20 protein-coding genes are annotated in these 21,556 nt (G+C 71.6%); 6 read left to right on the top strand and 14 right to left on the bottom strand.

All coding sequences use genetic code 11. The annotated features are described in order from the left end of the window. Positions 1 to 10: 10 nt before the first annotated feature. Positions 11 to 1,486 carry an amino acid permease gene (locus tag AC3EUV_RS23350; RefSeq protein WP_432142279.1) on the top strand — a complete coding sequence of 492 codons (1,476 nt, stop codon included), beginning with the start codon at positions 11 to 13 and terminating at the stop codon, positions 1,484 to 1,486. A 34-nt stretch (positions 1,487 to 1,520) separates the two neighbouring features. Here AC3EUV_RS23350 and AC3EUV_RS23345 read toward each other — a convergent pair whose 3' ends face one another. Then, a complete protein-coding gene (locus AC3EUV_RS23345; RefSeq protein WP_435603807.1) occupies positions 1,521 to 2,780 on the bottom strand; it encodes a LuxR C-terminal-related transcriptional regulator in 1,260 nt (419 codons plus the stop codon). A 157-nt stretch (positions 2,781 to 2,937) separates the two neighbouring features. Between AC3EUV_RS23345 and AC3EUV_RS23340 the strand changes: the two genes are divergently transcribed. Further along, positions 2,938 to 3,855: an NADP-dependent oxidoreductase gene (locus tag AC3EUV_RS23340; protein ID WP_435603806.1), complete on the top strand. Its 918-nt coding sequence runs from the start codon at positions 2,938 to 2,940 to the stop codon at positions 3,853 to 3,855. Positions 3,856 to 4,007: 152 nt separating this feature from the next. On the opposite strand, the gene AC3EUV_RS23335 is transcribed toward AC3EUV_RS23340, so the two are convergent. Beyond that, positions 4,008 to 4,481 (bottom strand): lamin tail domain-containing protein, encoded by a 474-nt coding sequence (locus AC3EUV_RS23335; protein ID WP_432142276.1) that lies wholly within the window; start codon positions 4,479 to 4,481, stop codon positions 4,008 to 4,010. 545 nt (positions 4,482 to 5,026) lie between these two features. Here AC3EUV_RS23335 and AC3EUV_RS23330 point away from each other — a divergent pair. Beyond that, positions 5,027 to 6,328 (top strand): M64 family metallopeptidase, encoded by a 1,302-nt coding sequence (locus tag AC3EUV_RS23330; protein ID WP_432142275.1) that lies wholly within the window; start codon positions 5,027 to 5,029, stop codon positions 6,326 to 6,328. A 115-nt stretch (positions 6,329 to 6,443) separates the two neighbouring features. Here AC3EUV_RS23330 and AC3EUV_RS23325 read toward each other — a convergent pair whose 3' ends face one another. After that, a complete protein-coding gene (locus tag AC3EUV_RS23325) occupies positions 6,444 to 7,451 on the bottom strand; it encodes an NADP-dependent oxidoreductase (protein WP_432142274.1) in 1,008 nt (335 codons plus the stop codon). Between the two features lie 140 nt (positions 7,452 to 7,591). Next, positions 7,592 to 9,112 carry a sigma-70 family RNA polymerase sigma factor gene (locus AC3EUV_RS23320; protein WP_435603805.1) on the bottom strand — a complete coding sequence of 507 codons (1,521 nt, stop codon included), beginning with the start codon at positions 9,110 to 9,112 and terminating at the stop codon, positions 7,592 to 7,594. Between the two features lie 315 nt (positions 9,113 to 9,427). Between AC3EUV_RS23320 and AC3EUV_RS23315 the strand changes: the two genes are divergently transcribed. After that, a complete protein-coding gene (locus AC3EUV_RS23315; RefSeq protein ID WP_435603804.1) occupies positions 9,428 to 10,345 on the top strand; it encodes a CAP domain-containing protein in 918 nt (305 codons plus the stop codon). 69 nt (positions 10,346 to 10,414) lie between these two features. Here the strand turns inward: AC3EUV_RS23315 and AC3EUV_RS23310 are convergent, their stop codons facing one another. Then, positions 10,415 to 11,122, bottom strand: coding sequence for an alpha/beta hydrolase (locus AC3EUV_RS23310; protein WP_432142271.1), 708 nt, complete (start codon positions 11,120 to 11,122; stop codon positions 10,415 to 10,417). A gap of 288 nt (positions 11,123 to 11,410) precedes the next feature. Between AC3EUV_RS23310 and AC3EUV_RS23305 the strand changes: the two genes are divergently transcribed. Beyond that, on the top strand, positions 11,411 to 11,920 hold the full coding sequence (locus tag AC3EUV_RS23305) for a MarR family winged helix-turn-helix transcriptional regulator (protein WP_435603803.1): 510 nt from the start codon (positions 11,411 to 11,413) through the stop codon (positions 11,918 to 11,920). Positions 11,921 to 11,927: 7 nt separating this feature from the next. On the opposite strand, the gene AC3EUV_RS23300 is transcribed toward AC3EUV_RS23305, so the two are convergent. The 8 genes from AC3EUV_RS23300 to AC3EUV_RS23265 all read right to left on the bottom strand — a co-directional run bounded on the left by AC3EUV_RS23300 (position 11,928) and on the right by AC3EUV_RS23265 (position 20,143). Continuing rightward, positions 11,928 to 13,190 carry an amidohydrolase family protein gene (locus AC3EUV_RS23300; RefSeq protein ID WP_435603802.1) on the bottom strand — a complete coding sequence of 421 codons (1,263 nt, stop codon included), beginning with the start codon at positions 13,188 to 13,190 and terminating at the stop codon, positions 11,928 to 11,930. Beyond that, positions 13,187 to 13,714, bottom strand: coding sequence for a nuclear transport factor 2 family protein (locus tag AC3EUV_RS23295; protein ID WP_435603801.1), 528 nt, complete (start codon positions 13,712 to 13,714; stop codon positions 13,187 to 13,189). Before AC3EUV_RS23295 ends, AC3EUV_RS23300 begins: the two co-directional genes overlap by 4 nt. A 76-nt stretch (positions 13,715 to 13,790) precedes the next feature. Further along, the gene (locus tag AC3EUV_RS23290) at positions 13,791 to 14,468 is read right to left on the bottom strand and encodes an O-methyltransferase (protein ID WP_435603800.1); all 678 of its coding nucleotides are present in this window, start codon (positions 14,466 to 14,468) and stop codon (positions 13,791 to 13,793) included. Then, positions 14,465 to 15,406 (bottom strand): TauD/TfdA family dioxygenase, encoded by a 942-nt coding sequence (locus tag AC3EUV_RS23285; protein ID WP_432142267.1) that lies wholly within the window; start codon positions 15,404 to 15,406, stop codon positions 14,465 to 14,467. Before AC3EUV_RS23285 ends, AC3EUV_RS23290 begins: the two co-directional genes overlap by 4 nt. After that, on the bottom strand, positions 15,403 to 16,974 hold the full coding sequence (locus AC3EUV_RS23280; protein WP_432142266.1) for an AMP-binding protein: 1,572 nt from the start codon (positions 16,972 to 16,974) through the stop codon (positions 15,403 to 15,405). Before AC3EUV_RS23280 ends, AC3EUV_RS23285 begins: the two co-directional genes overlap by 4 nt. Then, on the bottom strand, positions 16,961 to 17,611 hold the full coding sequence (locus tag AC3EUV_RS23275; protein ID WP_432142265.1) for a thermostable hemolysin: 651 nt from the start codon (positions 17,609 to 17,611) through the stop codon (positions 16,961 to 16,963). The genes AC3EUV_RS23280 and AC3EUV_RS23275 overlap by 14 nt, the downstream gene beginning before the upstream one ends. A 29-nt stretch (positions 17,612 to 17,640) precedes the next feature. Next, complete coding sequence (locus AC3EUV_RS23270; protein WP_432142264.1) at positions 17,641 to 18,645, bottom strand: methyltransferase; 1,005 nt, start codon at positions 18,643 to 18,645, stop codon at positions 17,641 to 17,643. 886 nt (positions 18,646 to 19,531) lie between these two features. Beyond that, positions 19,532 to 20,143 (bottom strand): flavodoxin family protein, encoded by a 612-nt coding sequence (locus tag AC3EUV_RS23265; protein WP_398822322.1) that lies wholly within the window; start codon positions 20,141 to 20,143, stop codon positions 19,532 to 19,534. Between the two features lie 501 nt (positions 20,144 to 20,644). Here AC3EUV_RS23265 and AC3EUV_RS23260 point away from each other — a divergent pair. Beyond that, on the top strand, positions 20,645 to 20,950 hold the full coding sequence (locus AC3EUV_RS23260; RefSeq protein ID WP_435603799.1) for a hypothetical protein: 306 nt from the start codon (positions 20,645 to 20,647) through the stop codon (positions 20,948 to 20,950). 178 nt (positions 20,951 to 21,128) lie between these two features. Here AC3EUV_RS23260 and AC3EUV_RS23255 read toward each other — a convergent pair whose 3' ends face one another. Next, complete coding sequence (locus tag AC3EUV_RS23255) at positions 21,129 to 21,527, bottom strand: DUF3662 domain-containing protein (protein WP_435603798.1); 399 nt, start codon at positions 21,525 to 21,527, stop codon at positions 21,129 to 21,131. Positions 21,528 to 21,556: the final 29 nt, after the last annotated feature.

The raw sequence follows: 21,556 nt of genomic DNA, 5'->3' as shown, positions 1-21,556 counted from the left end.
GAGCCTTCACATGACGTACCGGCTTCCACCGTCCACGCCGCGTCCTGCCGACGATCAGGACTCCCGCTCCGGCGACCCCGGTCCCGAGCATCTCCACCGGGGACTGCACTCCCGCCATATCCAGATGATCGCGATCGGCGGGACCATCGGGGTGGGGCTGTTCCTCGGTTCCGCCGAGGCCCTGCACAACGCGGGTCCGGGCCTGCTGCTCACCTATGCGGTCGCCGGCGTGGCCATCTTCTTCGTGATGCGCGCCCTGGGTGAACTCCTGGTGTACCGGCCGGTTTCCGGTTCGTTCGCCACGTACGCGGAGGAGTTCATCGGCCGCTGGGCCGGGTTCGCCACCGGCTGGAGCTACTGGCTGATGTGGGTCGTCACCGGCACCGCCGAGCTGACCGCTGCCGGTATCTACGTCCGCTACTGGTGGCCCGCGGTGCCCCAGTGGCTGCCCGGCCTCATCGCCCTGGCGATTTTGGGCGTCGCCAATCTCGCGGCGGTCCGGCTGTTCGGCGAGTTCGAGTTCTGGTTCGCCATCATCAAGGTGCTGACCATCGTCGTCCTGCTGGTCATGGCCGCCGTGATCCTGATCTTCGGCTTCGGTCCCCTGGGGGAGACCGCGTCACTGAGCAATATCTGGTCGCACGGTGGCGTCTTCCCGCACGGTATGGCCGGGCCGCTGCTCGCCCTCCAAGTGGTGGTGTTCGCCTTCGTCGGAGTCGAACTGCTCGGGGTCACCGCCGGCGAGAGCAAGGACCCCGAGAAGACCCTGCCCACCGCCGTGCGCCGGGTGATCTGGCGGATCGGGCTGTTCTACCTGGGTGCCCTCACCGCGGTCATGGCGCTGGTCCCGTGGAACCAACTCGATCCGCACGTCAGCCCGTTCGTGCTGGTCTTCGCGAAGGTCGGGATCCCCGCGGCGGCCGGTGTGGTGAACATGGTCGTGCTCACCGCGGCCCTGTCGTCCTGCAACAGCGGGGTGTTCTCCACCGGCCGGATGCTGCACACCCTGGCCCGGGACCGGCACGCACCGGCCGCGTTCGGGAGGGTCAGCCGCCAGGGCGTGCCCGCCGCGGGCATCCTCGCCTCCATGGCGGTCATGCTGCTGGGGGTGGCCGCGAACTACTTCGTCCCGGAGCAGGCGTTCGCGTATGTCACGAGCGTGGCGACCGTCGCCGCGGTGTTCACCTGGGGGATCATCTCCGCGGCACATCTGCGCTTCCGGGCGGCGGTCCGCGCCGGACGGCTCCGGCCGGTCGCCTTCCGTATGCCACTGGCGCCGGTGTCGAACTACTTCGTGCTGGCCTTTCTCGGCCTGGTGGTCGTCCTGCTGGCCTTTGACGCCGAGACCCGCATCGCGCTGTACGTAGCTCCGGTATGGGCGGCGATCCTGGCGGCGGGCTACTTCTTCACCCGTCGCAGCCGGGCCGCCGGGCCCCGGACGGCACCGCCCGACGAGGAGATCCCGGAGCCGTCGCGGAGCAGGTAGCCGGGCGGTCGGGCACGAGGGCGGGGCGGTGTCCCTATGCCACGGCGTGGAAGAGCGCCGCCGCCGCACCCCGTGACTCTACGCCCAGTTTGGTGAGGATCTTCGCGACGTGGAACTTCACCGTCGACTCGCTGATGTGGAGTTCCTGGGCGATCGCCCGGTTGCGGTGCCCGAGCGCGAGCCGGGCCAGTACCTGGAGTTCCCGCTCGCCCAGTGCGGTGAGCGGGTCGGGTGCCGGGTCCTGGAACACCCGCAGCGGGATCGTCGCCGACACCGTGGTCCCCCACCCGGGCACCGCGTCGAGGTCCAGCCGTCCGTCCAGCACATCGAGTCGCTCGGCGACCCCGCCGGGGGCCAGGGCGCCGTGCGTGAGGGTGCCGGGCCCGTCGTCCCGTACGGTCGCGCGCAGCTCGTCGTCGGTGAGCTGCCAGGCGACGTGGACGCGGGTCACCCCCTCCTGTTCCAGGACCTTCAGCAGCAGCGCCCGGACGATGGCACGCGCGGTGTGCGCCACGTCGGCGGCCACCGTCCGCGAGGAGTCGGGTGCGCCGAGCTCCAGCCGTACGGGGCTGTGGCGGACGAGCGGCCGCAGTGCGTCGGCGAGCCGGGCGAAGGCCTGTCCGACCGGCTCCTCGGCGATCTCCTGGTCCCGTTCCGCCTCCGCACGCAGCTCCACCAACGCGGAAACGGCCAGATCCGTGGCGGTGGCGCGGGCCACCGCGTCGTCGAGGGTGCGGCTGCGCAGCACGCCCAACAGCCCGGTGAGCGCGGCCGAGTAGGACTCGCCCAGCTCCGCGATCACTCGGGCCCGGGTTCCGGCGGCGGTCCGCGAGCGGGCCAGCGCCCCGGGCATGGCCTCCGCCGCCAGGCGGTCGAAGTGGCTGGTGACCACGTCCCAAAGCGCCTGTACGAGGTCGGCTGCGGCCTCGTTGACCGGGACGGCCGCCGCGTCCCGTACCAGCAGCAGGACGGCGCCGCGGGGTGTCGCATGGCTCGTCACGACCAGGGCCTGTCGCTCCATGTCGGCGAGGGTGAGCATGCCCTGCCAGGGGCGGCCGGGGACACCGGCGGCGAGCAGCGGCGCCAGATCGGCGGTGGACAGCCGGCCGGTGATCTCGGCATCGCCGTATGCCTTGAACGGTGAGTGCGCGCAATGGGTGGAGAGTTCAGCGGCCGCCAGGTGCGGCACCGGCTCGGCCAGGACGGCGGAGAGCCGGGGCAGGATCTCGCCGAGTGGCTGGCGGATCACCTCGTATGCGGCGGTCAGGGCGGACACGGATCCGGTCAACTGCATGAGCCTCAGCGTAGCCAGGCACTCCGGCACCGGCGCCGGTCTTTCGGCCAGGCCGGACTGGCCGGATGACCGGCGTCGTGGCCGTCCCCAGGAATGAGGCTGAAGACATCGGCCCAGTGCCTCCACTGCATTTCCTGCATCGAACGGGGAGACCCCTATGCGAGCGATCCTTTACGACACATTCGGCGGCGCCGAGGTACTCGGCCTCGGGGACACCGACAAGCCGGTGCCCGGACCGGGGGACATACGGGTGAAGGTGGTGACGGTCGGCGTCAATCCGCTGGATTACAAGCGGCGTTACGGATGGGTGGAGCAGTTCTATCCGACGACGTTTCCCGCCGTGCCGGGGCTGGAGTTCGCCGGGGTGGTGGACGCGCTCGGTGAGGGCGCGGGAGACACGTTCGCCGTCGGTGACGAGGTCTTCGGCCTGACCAGGACCGGCGCGTACGCGGAGTACGCCCTCGCGGGAGACATCGCGCACAAGCCCGCCGCGCTCTCCTTCGAGGCCGCGGCGGCCCTCCCGGTGGCCGGCGAGACGGCGCAGCGCGTCCTCGACGAGCTGGGCCTGGCGCAGGGCGAGACCCTGCTGCTGCACGGGGCGGCGGGCGCAGTCGGCCAGGCCGCGGTCCAGCTCGCGGTGGCCCGGGGCGCCACGGTGGTCGGTACGGCGTCCCCGGCCAATCACGACTTCCTGCGCACACTGGGTGCGGTTCCGGTGGCGTACGGGGCGGGGCTCGCCGACCGGGTCCGGGCGGCCGCACCCCAGGACGTCGACGCGGTCTTCGACGCGGCCGGCCAGGACGCGCTGCCGGTCTCGATCGCACTGCGCGGCGGCACGACGGACCGGATCGTCACCATCGCCGATATGAACTCCGCCGAGCACGGTGTGCCCTTCTCCGCGGGCGGTACCCCGTCGGAGCAGGTCCGCGCCTACCTGGCTGCGCACGCCCGCCTCGCCGTGGAGGGCAGGCTCGTGGTGCCGGTCGTCGAGACCTTCCCGCTCGCCGACGCGGCCACGGCGCAGGAGTTGAGCGAGGCGGGGCATGTGCGCGGCAAGCTCGTCATCACGGTCTGAGTCCGCGGCGGCCGGTGTGCGGGCCGGCTGACGACCACCCGCACAAAGGGCGGTGCGCCACAGGCTGGCTGCCTGTGGCGCACCGGTATCGGGGCGGCGGCCGGTGAGGGGGAGATGGGCGCTCCCTCCCTCACCGGTCAGAGCCGCACGGGTCAGTGACGGTGACCGTGTCCCCAGCGCACCTGGTCGACGACCCGGCGGTGGTCGTTGCGCAGGGTCGCGTGGTCATGGTCGTTGTCCCAGACGTAGTTGCGCCGGTCCTGGTAGACGTCCCAGCGGTTGTCGTGGCCGTAGCCGGTGTGGACACGAACCTGACTGTGGCCGGCCAGTCGCAGGTTGCCGAAGCGGTAGGCGTGTCCGCTCTTGTCGGACAGGCTCCAGCCCTTGAGGTTGACGGGTGTGCGGCCGGTGTTCCGCACCGTCACCCACTCCGCGTTGAGGCTGCGGTTGGAACGGTCGTCGCGTCCCGGGCTGTCGTACTGGATGGGTCCCAGGACCACGGCGGGCCGCCAGTGCTGCGGAGTGTGGCGATGGTGGCCATCCGCACTGGCCGGGAGGGCGGCGGTGGCTGCCAGGGCGGCGGAGCCCAGCACCACCATGGCGACACGCGAAGCGTTACGGAACATCGAACCTCCTGTGAAAGGCGCCACGTTCAGGGCGCCGAAAAACCGGACTCCCGGCCGGTTTGACCGGGCCCCCACAGAGTGACGGCCCGTCACGCCTTGGCGGAAGAAATCCATGTTGGTGTGACAAAACACGGACATATACACAACCGCACCACGCCAGGCGCACACGCCCCCGCGCTCGCCCCCTCTCCCGCAACGCCCCTTACACGTATCGCCGGGCGTCCCTTACGGGGCGGGCCGTCGGGGCCGACGGGACGGCGGGCGGGTGCCGAGGCGGCTGCCGGGGGTGGGTCCCGGACCGGGCGCAGATGCCTTCGCACAAGTCCCTTACCAGGAGCGGAAGTTGTCCTTCCGGAACGACTCCACACCCCTCCCGTGTCCCGAACTCAGCTGTCCGGTGTGCCACTTACGCACCATCCGTTGCCTGGAGCCCCCGGAACCTCTACGTTGAGCGCGCCTGATTTCGGCTCAACCCGCCGCGTTGCGGCGGGCTTCGGGAGGAACCCCCCATGCGCAGAAACACCTCCGGACATCACCGCAGACGCATGTCCCCACGCATACGCACCGCGGTGTCCGTCGGCATCGCCGCGGTGGCGGTGGCCGCGACGGCCGCCGCGGCCACCGCGGAGACCGCCACCCCGCCCCCGCGTGCCGCACGCACCCAGCACGTCGAGTACTTCAGCGGCGCGGACGGCCACCCACGGCAGACCACCGTCCCGGCCTCGAAGCCGCTCGCGCCGTCCGAGAAGGCCGCGATCGCCGCCGGCGACGGCGATGTCACCTCGATCGTGCAGAGCGGCCCGGTCGGCAGCAAGCTCGATGTCGTCTTCGTCGGTGACGGCTACACCGCCGCCCAGCAGGAGGACTTCCACTCCGACGTCCGCGCCAAGTGGGCCAAGATCTCCGCCGTGGAGCCGTACGCGGCATACCGCGGCCTGTTCAACGTCTGGGCCGTCGACGCCGTCTCCAACGAGTCCGGCGTCTCCGGGGACCCGACCAAGGACGTGGTCCGCGACACCGCCCTGGACTCCGCGTTCTTCTGCGACGGCACCGAGCGGCTGCTGTGCGTCGACACCGGCAAGGTCGAGTCGTACGCCTCCAAGGCCCCGGCGGCCGACCTCGTCGTGGTCCTCTCCAACTCCACCAAGTACGGCGGTGCGGGCTACAACGACGTCTCCTCACAGGTCGGTTACGACGGGATCGCCACCGCCTCCTCCGACAACGACCAGTCGGACCAGATCGCGGTCCATGAAACCGGTCATTCGCTGGGCAAGCTCGCCGACGAGTACGACTACGGCCAGTCCGGAACCTATACCGGACCCGAGCCCGCCCAGGCCAACCTCAGCAAGCTCTCCGCCGACCAGATGACCGCTCAGCAGCAGAAGTGGTACCGCTGGATCGGCCAGCAGTCGCCGGACGGCGGCGCGGTGGGCGCGTTCGAGGGCGGCGGCTACTACCAGTACGGGCTCAACCGTCCCACCGAGAACTCGATCATGCGGACCCTGGGCCGGGAGTTCAACCTCCCCGGCCGCGAGGCGATGATCGCGGGCTTCTACCGCTATGCGAGCGTGCTGAGCAGCCCGGTCTCCACCCATCATGCACTGTCCCGAGGAACCCGCATCCGGGTCACCGCAGCCGCCTCCGCGCAGCTGACGTGGTCCGTCGACGGCCGCGAACGCAAGGCCGCGCGCGGCAAGACCTCGGTCGTCCCGCGCACCCTGGGCGTACCGGCCGACGGCCGCCCCCACACGGTCACGGCACGGGCCACCGACCGTACGAAGGCGGTCCGTGACCCGGCGCTGCGCAAACTGCTCTCCCGCTCGCTGACCTGGCACATCGCGCCCTAGTACGCCCCTCCAGCTCCTCGCACACCGCCCCGGTCGCCGGGCGGGCCGCTCAACGCGCGCCCACCCGGCGGCCGGGGCTGCGTCTTCTCCGGCACTCAGGCGCGGTCCGGCGCCGTCAGATGCGCACCACCATCTTTCCGGTGTTGCGGCCGTTCATCAGCCCGAGGAAGGTCTCCACCGCGTGGGCGATGCCGTTCTCGACGGTTTCGCGGAAGGTGACCTTCCGTTCGGCCAGCCAGCTGCCCATCTCTTCGGCGAAGCGCGGCTGGAGACCCGCATGGTCCCCGACCTCGAAACCGCGCAGCGTGATCCGCTTCTTCACCAGCTCGATCATGTTGCGCGGCCCCGGCGTGGGTTCGGTGTCGTGGTACCCGGAAATCGCTCCGCACAGCGCGGCCCGGCCGTTCGGCCGCAGTGCGTCGATGGCGGCCTCCAGGTGGTCTCCTCCGACGTTGTCGAAGTACACGTCGATACCGTCCGGGGCGGCCTCGGCGAGCAGTTCGCGTACCGGGCCGGTCTTGTAGTTGAAGGCGGCGGTGAAGCCGAGTTCGCCGGTCAGATACTCCACCTTCGCCGCCGATCCGGCGCTGCCGATCACCGTCTTCGCCCCGCGCAGCCGCGCGATCTGCCCGGCCAGGCTACCCACCGCCCCGGCCGCGCCGGACACGAAGACCGTGTCCCCCGGGCGCATCCCCGCGATCTCGGTCAGCCCGACGTAGGCGCTCAGTCCGGGCATCCCCAGGACGCCGAGGAACGCGGAGTCCGGTACCCCCTGGATGCGCCGCAGCCTGGTGAACCGTCCGGCCGGCGCGACCGCGGCGGTGCGCCATCCGAGGTCGCTGAGGACCAGGTCCCCCGGCGACAGACCGGCCGCCCGCGAGACGACCACCTCGCCGACCGCCCCGCCCGTCATCGGCCGGTCTAAGTCATAGGCCAGGCTCCCCGTCTCCTCGGCGCTCATCAGCGCCCGCATATACGGGTCCACCGACAGAAAGGTGTTGCGGACCCACACCTCCCCTTCGGCCGGTGCCGGCAACTCCCGCTCCACGAGCCGGAAGTCCCCCGGCACCGGCCGCCCCACGGGACGTGCGGCCAGCTGCCACTCCTGCACGGTGTCGGTCATGCGGTGCTCTCCTTGTGTGCGACGGAATACTTCTCCGTCAAGGTGCAGCGCTGCCGGCCCACAGGGCATTCCGGCGCCGGTGGTCCAGGCCATCCGACGGGCTCCGGGCGGCCGTTGCCCTCTCCGGCCGGCCGCGAAGGTCAGCGCGGTGCCGCGAGGTCCTGGGTCCACCAGGGGCCGCCCGAGCCCTGGACGACGCCGATGCCGACGTCCGTGTAGGCGCAGTTGAGCAGGTTGTCGCGGTGCATCTGGTCGCCCATCCAGTCGTTCACCGCCCCGGCCGCGGTCCGCGGGCCGCGGTCGAGGTTCTCGCCCCAGCTGCTCCACCGGTAGCCGGTGGCAGTGATCCGGTCGTCGGGGCCGGTGCCGTCCGGGGCCTGGTGGTCGTAGTACTGGCGCGCCGCCATGTCGGCGGAGTGACGCTGCGCCGCGGTGTGCAGTCGCCGGTCGATCCGCAGCGGCCCGCAGCCGGCCCGCGCCCGCCGCTGGTTGATGAGTGCGGTGGCCTGCTCTTCAAGGTCGGGCGGGGTGGCCGAGGGGGTGGGAGTCGGGGTGGCGGACCGGGTGGGGGGTGCGGTCTTGGAGCGCGACGGGGAAGGGGTCGGCGTGGGGGTGGGGGTGGGGGTGGGGCGGTGCGACGGGGTGCGCGAGGCCACGGTGCGGGTCACCTTCGGCTCGGCCTGCTGTTTCTCCGGGGACGTACCGGGAGCCCACCACACGGCGGCGCCGACGGCCACCACGAGGGTGGCGGCGCCCGCGACGACCGGGCCCGTCTTCCCCCGGGGCGGCCGCGGCGGCACGGAGTGCGCGCCGGAGGTACCGGAGGCGTGGTGCGGCGGGGGTGCCGAGGTCGTCTGCACGGTCGCGGCGGCCGGGGCCGGCAGGACGTGCGGCGGAGTGAGGTGCGAGGGAAGCGGCAGCAGGGCGAGACCGGCCAGCAGGCCCTCGGCGGGCAGGAGACCGTCCCAGTGCCCGGAGCAGTCCGTGCACTGACGCGCATGGCGGGCTATTCGCTTGCGCCACAGGGCGCAGGGCTCCTGGTCCCAGGCCGCGGTGAGCTGGGAGAGTTCGGGGCAGAGCGGCGTCGCGGAGAGCGCGCGGACCACCACGCGGCCGGCCTCCAACTGCTCCTTCATGCGCTGTACCCGGACCGCCGCATGGCGGGAATCAATGCCGACGGCGGCGACCAGCTCCGGCCTGGTGATCTCGCCGGCGGCCTCCAGCCACCACAGGGACAGCAGCGACCGGTCCCGCTCGTCCAGCCAGCGGGTGGCCGCGGCCACCTCCCGGCGCTGGCCGGACAGCCCCAGCTTCAGGATGGTCAGGTCCACGAAATCGGCCGAACGGTCGGCCCGTTCCGGAGCCTGCTCCAGGCCGACGACGGGGGTCTTACGAGCGTTGGACCACCGGCGGCGTACCTGGTTCATGGCGATCGCCACCAGCCAGGAGCGGAAGGACGCCGGCTCCCGCAGATCGGCCAGCGACTCCAGGACGCGCAGCATGGTCTCCTGCACCACGTCGTCGACGTCCGCATGGCCGTCCAGCGCCCGTCCCACGACGTTGTAGATCAGTGGCAGGTAGGCGGCGACCAGCTGCTCCCGGGCCTCTTCGTCCCCGGCCTTGGCTGCCTCGACGGCCGCCGTCCCGTTTTCCTGCTTCACGCCACTCGTTCCTGTTCCTTCGTGCGTACCCGTAGCCCCCGCACACCGGAGACCCCGCGCACCGGCCGCGATAACGAAAACCTACGCGGGTCGCGAGGAGCCGTGTTCCCCGGCCTGCGTCCGCGCTGCACTCCGGGTGTCCCGACCCGCTCACGCCGCGTGCGATCCGGCCTGCCGACGGCCCGCGAAAAAAGTTTTCGCGCTTTTCGTTATCGGGTGCCGGCCCCGTGCTCTCCCCTGTGTCGGCCGCGAAACCAACGGGTCTCCCGGGCTCCGCGGGCCGGCGGATCGCTGTCCCCCACAGGAAACGGAACCATGAACTACGACCACCTTCAGACGGAGCGCCACGACGAGACTCCGGCCGGGAGCGGCCGCGGGACGAGCGAGTCCGGTACGCGCCGGCGTTCCGGCGGGGCCGGGACGGGCGGCCGGCACGGGCGGACCGGCGGTTCGCACCGCGCCGGCCGCGCTCCCCGGCGCAAGGCCACCCTGCTGGCGGTGGCGGCCGTGGTCACCGTGGGCGGCGCGTCCGTGGTGCTGATGCGCCCCGACTCCGGAGCCGACCGGGCACTCGCGGCGGACGCGTCCGAGCCGTCGGCGCCCGCGGCGAAGGTCTCCGCTCCCCCGACGCCGGACGCCTCGCCCTCGGCCAAGCCCCGCAAGCCCTCGGCCTCCCCGTCCAAGGCCAAGAAGCACGCCAAGAAGCACACTTCACCCCGGCCGAAGGCCAGCCGTCCCGGCAGCGGCTCCGGGAGCGCCCAGCAGCACACGGCGCCCCGTACGCCGCATGTCGACTCCGGTGCGGGAGCCGCCACGCCGAACGGAGCGCCGGCCGCGACGGGCACCGCCGCGCGGTACGCGCAGAAGATCGTCGAGCTGGTCAACAAGGAGCGGGCGCAGCACGGTTGTGGCCCGCTCACCGTCGATGCCCGAATACAGCGCGCGGCGCAGGCCCACTCGGACGACATGGCGGCCCGCAACTTCTACGACCACAACACCCCGGAAGGCGTCGACCCCGGTACCCGGATGACCAAGGCCGGGTACCCGTGGGGCAGCTGGGCGGAGAACATCTTCAAGAGCCCCAAGGACCCGGCCACGGCGCTGGACGGCTGGATGAAGAGCCCGGGCCACCGGGACAACATCCTCAACTGCTCCTACAAGACCACCGGTGTGGGCGTCAATCTCAGCAGCAACGGCCCTTGGTGGACGCAGGACTTCGCCACCCACCGCTGATACGGCGGGGTTCCCGGCGGTGCGGGCCACAGCGGGCTCGCACCGCCGGTGCCCTGCGGCGGCGCATGCTCAGCTGTCCGCCGGGGCGAAGGTCCGGTCGAGGAAGCCGTCGAGGCTGCGGCGGGCCGCCGTACCGTGCGGCCCGGCGAAGATCTCGGCGGCGTGGCGGGTGCCGGGCAGGACCGTGACCTCGGCCTCCGGGAAGCTGTGGGCGACCTCGCGCAGCCGCTTCTCGTCGGAGAGCGGGTCGTCGGCGGTGCCCAGGAGCAGCAGTTCCCCGTCGTACGAGGTGCCGCTCCCGGCGGAGTAGCCGCCCAATGAGGCGAGCGGGCTGATACCGGCGACACCGGCCGGGCGGTCGGTGCGGTCCGTGAGCATGCCGAGCATCAGGTTGCCGCCCATACAACCGCCCACCCACGCCACGTCCTTGGCGCCGCGCGAGCGCAGCAGGCGGTCCGCGTCGGAGATGGTCCGGCGGCGGTCCGCACCCCAGTCGAGGGTGACCACGTGATAGCCGCCGGCGGCGAGCCGCTTGGCCTCGGCCGCCCATTCGCAGGCGTCGCCCCAGGAGATGGGGGCGAAGACCACCCCGCGGGGGCCGGTGCCCAGGGTGACCAGGCGGCCCTTTCCCGAGGAACCGGACGGGCGGTACGCGGTGGCGCCCGCCACGCCGTGGAAGCACGACGGCAGCCGGTCCGGTGTGGCGCTGAACTCTCGCACGGCGACGGTTCCCTTCTCGGTGGTTCCTCCCTCGGCGGGGCGACGGTTTTCCGCCATTGCGCTCCCCTGTGGGGCCTTTTCCGCGCTACGACCGGCGCAGGCGGTGGCGCTGGTCAAGGCCAGAAACAGGACCGCTGTCATGGCCAGGGCACGTCTCGGCGCACATGTGAACATTAGAGAAGTATAGAGAGAAAGCATTGGGAAAAGCTATATTGAAAGGTAGATGGAAAGCTTTTCACAGTGTCCACATCTGGCAAGCACACAGTCTCCCCAGGTCAGAACATGCCTGTACGGAGGGTGGGATATCTTTGTACTGAGCATCGGGAAGAGGGAAGGCGGTTCGCAGTGGAGCCTGACCACGTAGACGAGATCATCTCGGCATGGGGACACGAACTGCCCGAAATCGCCGGTCTTCCCCTGGAACTGGCCAAAAGGACCGCCCTGTTGGTTTCGGCCTTTGATATCGCCGCCGCCGCCGAGCTGGAGAAACTCGGGCTCACCCAGGCCGAATACGGGGTCCTGGCCACCCTCCGCCGGATCGGCGCCCCCTACCGCCTCAAGCCGACCGACCTCACGCACGCACTCCTGCTGTCCTCCGGCGGGACCAGCAATGTGATCAAGCGTCTGGTGGCCGCCGGCTATGTCACCCGCGCGGCGGCCGAGGACGATGCGCGCAGCAGCTGGGTGCAGCTCACCCCGAGCGGGGTGGAGACCGCCGAGGCGGCGGTGCGCGCCACCACCGCCGTGCACGCCCGGCTCGTCGACCGGATTCCGGAGCATACGGCGAAGGCCCTCAGCGAGCAGCTGCGCATCGCGCTGGCCGCCATCGAGGAGGGCGTGCTGATCCGGCGCTGACGCGAGGTCAGCGGCCGGTCAGCCGGTCGCGCACCTCCTCCGCCCGGTCCAGCAGCCGCGGCAGCCCGGCGTACGCCAGCCGCCCGGCGCGCTTGACGATCCGCCCGGCGACCAGCACGGTGTCGACATCGGCGCGGTCCATCGACGACACGACGGCCGCGGTGGCGTCGTGCACCGGCGCCACTCCGGGGCGGTCGGTCCGCAGCACGAGCAGATCCGCCTGTTTGCCCGGGGTGAGGGAGCCGATCCGGTCCGCCATCCCGAGCGCCTCGGCGCCGCCGAGCGTCGCGAATTCCAGCACCTCCCGGGTGGTGAGCAACGGCGCGTCGGAGCCCGCGTGGCCCTGGAGCGCGGCGAAGCGACCGACCTGGAAGGCGGTCCGCATCTGCGTGAACATATCGCTCGGAGCGGCGACTTCGACATCGACGCTGAGGCTGGGACGCAGTCCGGCGGCCGCCGCCGCGGCGAACGGCGGCAGTCCGTGGCCCATGGTCATCTCGATGGCGGGCGCGACCGACAGCGCCCCACCACTGTCGCGGATCAGCTCCAGCTCGCCGGCGTCCATCCCGGTGCCGTGGATGAACACCGTCCCGGGGCGCAGTACGCCGAGGCGGCGCAGCCGGGAGACGGGTCGGCCGCCCCGGACGTGCAGCGCGGTCGGCACCTCCAGTTCACGGGCCAGGGCCCAGCTGTTCCGGGTGCCCTCGTCGCTGCCGAACTCGGCGTTCAGCGCCATGGTCACCAGGCCGTCCCCGCCGTGCAGCCGGCCGCCGCGGATACGGCGGGCGTCCCGCGCCGTGCCCTGGCCGTAGGCGAAGACGCTGCGCAGCCCGGAGGCGGTGAGCGCGTCGAGCAGGGCGTCGGTGTGCTCCTCGGTCGGCTTGTCGACATTGGAGATGTCCTGGACGGTGGTCACCCCCGCGTCCAGGGCACCCAGCGCACTCAGCAGATTGCCCAGGTGGAGGTCGTCGGCGCTGAGCCGGGGCGCCAGGGTGTGCAGGACCGTGGCGAAATACTGATCGAGGGTCTGGTCGGCGCCGCTGCCGCGGAGCGCCGCCTGCCACATGTGCCGGTGGGTGTCGACGAAGCCGGGGAGCACGAGGCACCCTCGGGCGTCGATCCGCTCGTCCGCCGCGGCGGGGTCGATGTCGGGGCGTACCTCGATGATCCGGCCGTCCGCCACCAGGATGTCGGCGGACGGCAGTTCACCGGTGGCCGGGTCCATGCTGAGGACCCGGCCACCGGTGACCAGCAGGCGTGCGGGGGTCATGCAGTGCCCCACCCCGGCGGCGGTGCCAGGCGGCCCATCTGGAGGTTCCAGTACTCGGTGTTGCGCCGACAGCGGCCGTCGGGGGCGAAGGTCAGGAAGTTGGTCTCCAGGAAGGTGACCCAGTGCTCGCCGTCGGGGTTGAGGGCGGGGGCCCGCAGGGTGACCCAGAGTTCGACGGCCGCCCGGTTGCCGGTGACGACCGGGGTGCCATGACGGCCGGTCATCTCGCTCTGGCCGGCGGTGATCTCGCGCCAGTAGCGGCCGATGGCGTCGCGGCCGCGGAAGGTCTGCGCCTCCACGCCGGGCACCGCCTCGTACACGGCGTCCGGGGTGAACAGCCGGACCGCGGCCTTGTCGTTCTTGGTCCGCCAGGTCTCCAGATAGGCGTCGGTCCAGCTCGACACCTGGGCGGCGGTGAGCCGTTCGGATCGTTCGTCGGCCTGTGCGGCCGGCGCCAGGGCCGCCAGGGGCAGCGCGGCGGCGCCGGCGCGGAGCAGGGTGCGGCGGTGGGTACGGGGGTTCACAGGTGTTCGGTGCCCTTTCCGTGCGGACGGGGTGACGCGGCCGGCGGCGGCTTCGCGCAGCCGGGCGGCGCCGGTGTCAGGCGGCTTCCTGGAGGCGGACGGAGAACTCGATGCCGTCGCCCAGCGGCAGCTGCTGGGAGAGATAGCCGTTGCCGGCGGTGCGGACATGGTCGGTGAACTCCGGCGGCAGCATCGGCAGGTTGTCGGAGACGACCAGGCCACCGGTGCGGAGTTGCGGTTCGAGCAGCTTGAGGACCGGGAGGTAGAGCTCCTTCCAGCCGTCCAGCAGCAGCAGATCGACCGGCCCGGGGAGCGTGCCGAGCTGCTCCCGGGCGTCGCCGGTCCGGATCTCGGCGTAGTCGGCGAGCCCGGCGCGCTCCAGGTGGCTGCGGGCCCGGTCGGCCTTGCCCGGGTGCAGCTCCGAGCCGATGATGCGGCCGGCGCCGTTGTCGCGCAGGGCGGCCGCCGCATAGATCGTCGAGGCGCCGAAGGAGGTGCCGAACTCCACGACGAGGGCCGGGCGCAGACTCCGTACGAGCTGGTAGAGGAAGGTGCCGACCTGCGGGTGTACGGGCAGCGCGGCCTGGGCGCACAGCTCGGCCGCCTCCTGCGCGGTGGGCGGCTGCGGCCAGTCGGCCGCGGTGGCATAGGCCCGCTTCATGACGTCCGGGTCATTGCGCTCGGCGGTCCGGGCGATCTCGTCCAGGACGGCGCCCACCCGCGGGTCGGCGAGTCCGGTGGTGGCGGTGGTCATGCCTGTGCCCTCCCGTCCCGTACGGCGGCCAGCAACGCGGGGGCGAGGTAGCTCTGCGCGTTGTAGATGGTCCGGTCGGTGTCGAGTATCTCGCGCCGGCCGTGCATCACCCGGGTATTGTCGATCAGCGCCACGTCGCCGTCCTGCCAGTCCAGCTCCTCGGTCAGCTCCTCGGTGAGGCGGCGGAATTCGGTGAGGAGCTCCTGGGGGATCTCCGTGCCGTCGGCGAAGGTGATGCGCGGGGCCTCGTAGTTGTACGAGGGGCCGAAGACGCTGTTGGCCCAGGAGAGCCGGCTGCCGAAGAGCGTGGAGTGGACGGCGCCGACGCGGTAGGCGTAGTGGATGGAGCCGTCGTCGTTGAGCTGGAGGGTGGTGGACACACTGCCGCCCACCAGGTCCTTCATATCGGCGAAGGTGACGTCGTCGAGCGCCTTGCGGCCCTCCGTCTGGTGGCAGACGAAGGCCTTCCACTTCGGCTCCTCCACCCGGCGGCTGTACATGATGTCCTTGACGCCGAAGACCTCACGGGCGGTGTCGCTCGCCGCGTCCCAGACCCGGTAGCCGTCACAGACGGTGGTCTGGGAGCCGCTGGCGGCGGCCTTCTCGCACAGGAACCACGTCAGGTCGGGGCCGAACGGGCTGTTGCCGTTCTCCAGATGGAGGCCGACGGCGACGGTGCCCGCGTCCACCTTCTGGGCGACCTCGCCGCCGTGGAAGGAGCGCGCCGGGTCGAGGGTGATCCGGCTGGAGTGCGCCTTCACGAAGGAGGTGAACTCCTCCAGGTCGGTGCGGAAACCCCGGAACAGCAGAAAGCCGGCGTCGGCGAGCAGCCCGGTGACCCATGCAGGGTCCAGTGCACCGAGCGACCGGTCCCCGGTGGGCAGGACGAGCCGGCCGGTGGCGGCCCCGTAGGGCTCGACATCAGCGATGGTGGTCATGCGTCTGCTCCTTGGTGGTCGTACAGCGTTCCGTTGGACAGGGCGGTGCGGATGGCTGCCCGCATGGGCCGTCCGGTGACGGTGAAGAACCGGCGGTAGAGGCGCTCGTCGGCGACGGTGAGATGCGGCACGGCGATCCGCTCCACCTCGGAGAGGTGCGCTTCGCCGAACTCCCGGACGGCTTTTTCGGCCGCCGCGAGGTCGGTGGACTCCTTGACGAGGAAGAGTCCGTGGAGGGCGGTGAGCCCGTCACCGATCACGGCGACGGCGCGGACGAACGGGAGCTGGGCATACTGCGCCTCGACCCACTCGGGTGCCACATTGCGGCCGGCCGCGGTGATGATGACGTTCTTCTTGCGTCCGGTGATGCTGATGAAGCCGTCCTCGTCGATCCGGGCCAGATCGCCGGTACGGAGCCAGCCGTCGGCGTCGAGAACCAGGCTGGAGGGGTCGTCACGGGTGTAGCCGGCGAACAACGAGGTGCTGCTGACCAGGAGTTCACCGTCGTCCGCGGTCCGGACGCGGACATGCGGCAGCGGCCGGCCCACGGTGCCCGGCCGGCGCGCGTCCGGGGTGTTCCAGCTGACCACGGAGCTGTTCTCGGACAGTCCGTACCCCTCGTGCACGGGGAGCCCGTGATCCTCCAGCCGCCGCAGCAGCTCCGGGTGCACGGGCGCCCCGCCGCAGCAGATGAGCGGCGCGCCGGGAGTGCCGAACAGGGCCGGTGCGACCGCGTCTCCGCTCGCCACGGCCTCGTCCGCGGCGGTGGCGAAGGCGTCGACGAGCGCGGGCGTGGCGACCATCGCGGTCGGGCGGGCGGCCGTCACATACGGCAGGACGTCGGCCGGGGCCGCCGCCGCGGTGCCGACCAGGGCCTTGCCGGGCGGCATCAGGACCACGGTCCCGCCGTCGAGCAGGACCATGTAGAGGCCGGTGACCTGCTCGATGAGCAGGCTGAACGGGACGACGGAGAGATAGCGGGAGAAGGCCCCGCCGGGCATCACCGACCGCAGTGAGCCCAGCAGTTCGTTCAGGGCCGCCGCCCGGATCCGTACCCCCTTGGGACGCGAGGTCGTCCCGGAGGTGTGGATGATCTTGCACTCCCAGTCCGCTCCCCCGGCGGCGGCCGGCGGCAGCACCAGGGGCACGGACGGCACGGGCCCGTCCGTGGACAGCGGCAGCACCGTGCAGTCCGGGCGCAGGACCCGGTCCCTGCCCCACTGGGTCAGCCGCTGCTGCCCGGCGGCGTCCACCACACACAGATCCGTCTCCTCCAGCAGACCGGCGGCCTGCTCTGCGGAGAAGGCCAGCGGGACCGGCACCTCGGTGGCGCGCGCGGCGATCAGTGCGAGGTCGGCGACCACGTATTCCGGGGTGTTGCCGCAGACCACACCGATGCGCAGCGGGCGTCCTTCGCGTGGTCCGATCCGCTCGGCGAGCTCCGCGGCCCGGCGCGTCACCTCCTGGTAGCTGAGGGTCCTGGCCGTGGTGCCGTCCTCCCCCAGCACCTCGACCAGCGGGCGCGCGGATTCACCGAACCTGACCAGACTCTGCTCAATGCCCAGCATGGCCGGCCACCTCCATGGCGCTGATGCTCAGTTGGAGATCGGTGACGGAGTAGCGCCCGGTGGCGTCGGAGAACAGCCGGTCCAGGGCGTTCAGCGGGATGACGCCGACCTGTGGCTCCTGCTCGTAGTACGTGCCCCAGCGCGCCGCCTCGTCGGGAGACAGCCGGCGCGGGTCGGCGGGGCCGAACGGCACGAAGGAGATGCCGGTACGGTCCAGCGTCGTGATGAGGCTCCGGGTGACCGTGCACAGGATGTACTCCATGCCCAGGCACCAGGCGATGATCGGGGTGGCTCTGATCAGTTCACGGCCGACCGAGGCGCGGCGAGTGGCCAGTGCCCCCACCTCCACCACCCGCCTGCGGTCCACCGTGGCTCCGAGACGGGCCAGTGCGGCGTCCTCGACGCCGGTGTCGAGGTACCGCTCGGAGAACAGTTCCTGGTCGCTGCCGAAGGTGAGCCCCGCGCAGGCCAGTGGCGCGCAGGGTTCCTCCGCCGCGCCGCAGGCCGGCCGGGCGACGATGAACGAGTCGGGCCGGGGCGCCACATCGGCGCCGTATGCCTGGGCGTACACCTCACGAGCGAGGTCCGCGGCGTCCAGCCATGAGCTGGTCGACCGGTGTGCCAGATCGATCTGCACGGTGCTCCCCCCTTCCCCGGCTGCCGGCTTTACTTGGTGCCGACGACCAGAGACACGGATGAAGGCAGCGCGATGCGCTCGACGGACTTCAGCCCCGCGTCGTTGAGCCAGCCCGAGATCTCCGGCTCGCTGTAGGTGCGGTCGCCCGAGCAGGCGTACATGGCCAGCGAGAAGGCCGCGTTGTGCTCCTCGAGCTGCTCGCCGCGCACGTCTTCGAGCACCACGATCCGGCCGCCGGGGCGCAGCGCCTTGGCGGCCCGCGCGATCAGGTCCCGGTTCTCCTCGTCGGTGTGGTTGTGCACGATCTCGAAGAGGAAGACCACGTCGTAGCCGGTGCCGAGGTCGCCGCTGAGGAAGCTGCCGCGCTGGAGGGTGATCCGGTCGGACAGCCCGGCCTTCTCGATCGCGGCGCCGGTGTCGGCGAGTGCCTCGGGCAGGTCGAGGATGGTGGCGGAGAGCTCGGGGTGCCGCTCGCACATGGCCATGGAGTGCAGGCCGTGCGAGCCGCCCAGGTCGAGGAGGCGCCGCGCCCCTTCGGGCAGCGGGACGGCCTCGACGATGGGCTGCACGGTGAGGCGCGACTTGACCCGCATGTAGGCGGAGAAGTCCCGTCCGGCCTCGGGGTTGTCGGCCCAGCGCTCCCAGAGGGACTGGGCGGGCTTGCCGTCCCGGACGGCCTGCGGCAGTTCCCACATCACGTTGGTGAGTTCGTACGCCCACAGCAGCGCCGGGGTGAAGTCGTACTCGGCGTTCTTGCCCAGCCAGCGCTCGGCGATCGGGCCGTTGCGGTAGCGCCCGTCCTCCAGGGTCAGCCAGCCGAGGACGGCGGCGACGTCGGCCACCGCGCGGGTGCCGTCCGTGCTCGCGCCGATCGCGGCGGCCAGCTCGTCGAGGGTCTTGGGGCCGTCTTCCTCCAGGGTCCGGAAGATGCCGAGCTTGGCGGCGGAGGTGAGCGCCGCGTAGCGGATGGTGGAGCCGATCACCTCATCGATCGGGTTGCCCGCCAGCTCGGCGTCGGTGGTGGTCTTGAACATGGCTGATCTCCTCGGGATGGCAGGGAACGGCCGCACAGCCCGTGCGCGGCCAGGGCATTCCGTACGCGCGAGGGCCGCGGGCACGGTAAAGGTGTTGGGACTGCCGAACGGGGACGAGCTTCAGCCGGCCGGGACCGGTGGGAGCCGAAACGCCCGGGGGCGCGCCGGCTCCGGCTGCGCCGCGAGGGCGAGCGGGAGGGGTGCCACGCCATGGCGGCCGTGGTACCTCACTCCGGGGGACGGGCCCCCGAAGTGGCGTTGCTGCGGGCCGCGGGCGAGGCCCGCCGCGCGGCGCCAGGTCGGCACCGGCCGCCCGGACCGCACGGCACCGTGGGGCTTCATCGGGCCCCGGCCGGTGTTGCGGCGGATCGGGAACGGGACGGTCGGGGGCCGGACGAGGAAGACCTCGCGGAGCCCTGCGGCGACGTCACGGCGTCGGGGGCCGTGCCGGACGCGGAGGGCGCCGGGCGGAGACTTCCCGGGGCCGGCCCGGGGAGGGCGGCGCGGACCGCCGCTCTCCTCGGCGGCGCGCTGCTGACGGCCCGTTCACTCCCCGGGCCGGGGTGCGGGGCTCCGGGGCCGCCGGACGGCGAACTGCCCCGGGCGGGCTGGAGCCCGAAGACCCCGCGGTGGAGGGCTGCGATACGGAAGGAGCGGGCCGGGTCGCCCGAAGGGGCGCCGGGAACGATCCCGGCCATGGTGCCCGCGCCCCCACGACGCGGGCCTCCTCGGCCCCGGCCACCGTCGTCCCGATGAGTTCGTGACGGCTGGTCATGCCGCGGTGCAGCACCCCGGACTGCACGTCCGCAGGAGACACCGCAGACTCCTGACGGCTGTTCATCGGGTCCCCCCCGTTCGCAGCTGCCTCAGTGCGGCTTACCGGATGTCAGGCGGTCACCTCGTCGAACCCGACGGCCGCGCGTCCCGCCTTGTGGATGTGGGCGGTCTCGGCGATCCGGCGGCCGAGTGCCTCGGCGGTGCGCAGGTCGCTGGCGCAGGGGGTGACGTCCGCACCCTCGTCGTTGTTGGACTGGGACATGGCGCCCAGCCAGCTGCCGAGCCGGTTGAGGTCCTCGGGGCTGCCGGAGGAGGTGTTCCAGCCGCCGTACTCGGCGAGGCCGACCCAGACCATGCCGTGCTGGGCGGCGAACAGCGCGATGTCGATCAGCGCGTTGAGCTTGTCCCCCGCCATGTTGCCGCTGTTGGTGAAGCCGCCCGCGATCTTGTTCTTCCAGCGCATGTTGTCGCCCCAGACCTGGCTGGTGGCCTCGACGAACGCACGGAAGACGGCGCTGCTGCCGCCCATGTAGGTCGGCGTGCCGAAGATCAGGGCGTCGGACTCCTGTAGGACCTCCCACAGCTCGTCGTTGAGCTCGGCGAGGGAGACCAGGCGGACCTGGGTGTCGGGGACCTTCTCCGCGCCGGCCGCGACGGCCGCCGCCTGCTTTGCGGTGTGGCCGTATCCACTGTGATACGCCACCGCAACCTTGATCTGCATACTTCTCCCCCACCCGGGACGGAACGATGTTTTAGCTTTCACTAAAGCTGTCCAGAAAGCTTTAGGTGCTGGTTACGCTATCCATGCCCGCACTTCCAAGGCAAGCGTCTCCGGCCAACACCCTGAAAAGAACAGGTAAATCCGCAGGTAGGGGCAGCTCGCCCAATCACACCCATACCTCCCGAAACTTGCGCAACACGCCGGCCACCCCGCCATGACGCCCCCTCGACGCCACCTTCGAGGCGGCGGGCGAAATCGGGCACCACGGCACACTTCCCTATCAGACGCGCAGGGGCCGGTCCCAGAGCGCTGACCAGCCGTCAAATCCCTTTTCAGCCATGGCACTTCACGGAGCTGCGCGGCACGAAGGGCGCCCTCCATCGAACCCCGGCAGCAGTGTGACGCACGCCACATGAGGGGGTGTCATACATCGAGGGGGCGTCGTCCGTGTGCAGGGTGACGGGCCCGCAAGGGGCCCTGACTACGGGGAAAGGACAACACATGCGTAACAGGCGAATTCTCAGCACCGCGGTCGCCGCTGCCGCCCTCACAGTCATCGGACTGGGTGGTGCCGCCCAGGCCCACGCCGCCACCGGGGCCGGGGCCGCCGCGCCGGCCGCCCCCTCCACACAGCACCAGGTCAAGCCGATGGACGGCCCGCCCGGAACCGTGTGGACCGGCAAGAAGTTCTGGACCCTCAGCGGCTGCCAGGAGGCCGGCACCGACCTCGTCAGCAGCGGCAAGTGGGCCGACCCCTTCTGCGACGGCTCGGGCCTCCAGTACGACCTGTGGGCCCGGCCGCTGTAAACCCCGTACGGCTAGCGGCAGTTCACCGGTAGCCGTCGGCAGCAACCCCGAGTAGGCGGCCCGTCCCCGCGCACATCCGCGGTCACGCGGGGACGGCCGTCCCCTCGGTCATGAAGAGCGAAGCGGCGGCGGCGCGAGAGAACCCGGCGCCGACCGGCGTTCCGGGCGGGCTTCCTGATCAGGCTCCCCGGGGACCGGCCGCATCGGCGGGAACGTGGGCGAGGGCCGCGCTCGAAACGCGGTACCGGCCGTTCGGCACCTCGGCCGTGGTGACATGGACAGTGAGCGGGCCCGCCCATTCGTAGCCGCGGTCGACGGCGTGCCGGGCCAGTACATCGGTCAGTTGCCGGCCCACCTCTCCGCCGCGGGCCGCCAGTTCATCGTGTACGTGCTGCGCGAGTTCGACGGTGTAGTCATTGGGTACCAGGACTCGGCTCTGGCTGCACACGAGCGCGTGGCCGTCGCATTCCTGCCGGAGGGCATCGAGCAACTGGACCGGTTCGGTGCGGAAGATCTTGGCCACCAGTGCGCTCTCGCAGTCCTCCACCACGCGCTCCCAACGCCTCAATATTCCCATGAGGTTCACCTGCCCCCGGAGCCACCGCC

It is taken from the genome of Streptomyces sp. bgisy130 (assembly GCF_057708345.1).
Note: the sequence above shows the minus strand (reverse complement) of the source record. Positions and strands in the feature narration are given on the sequence as shown.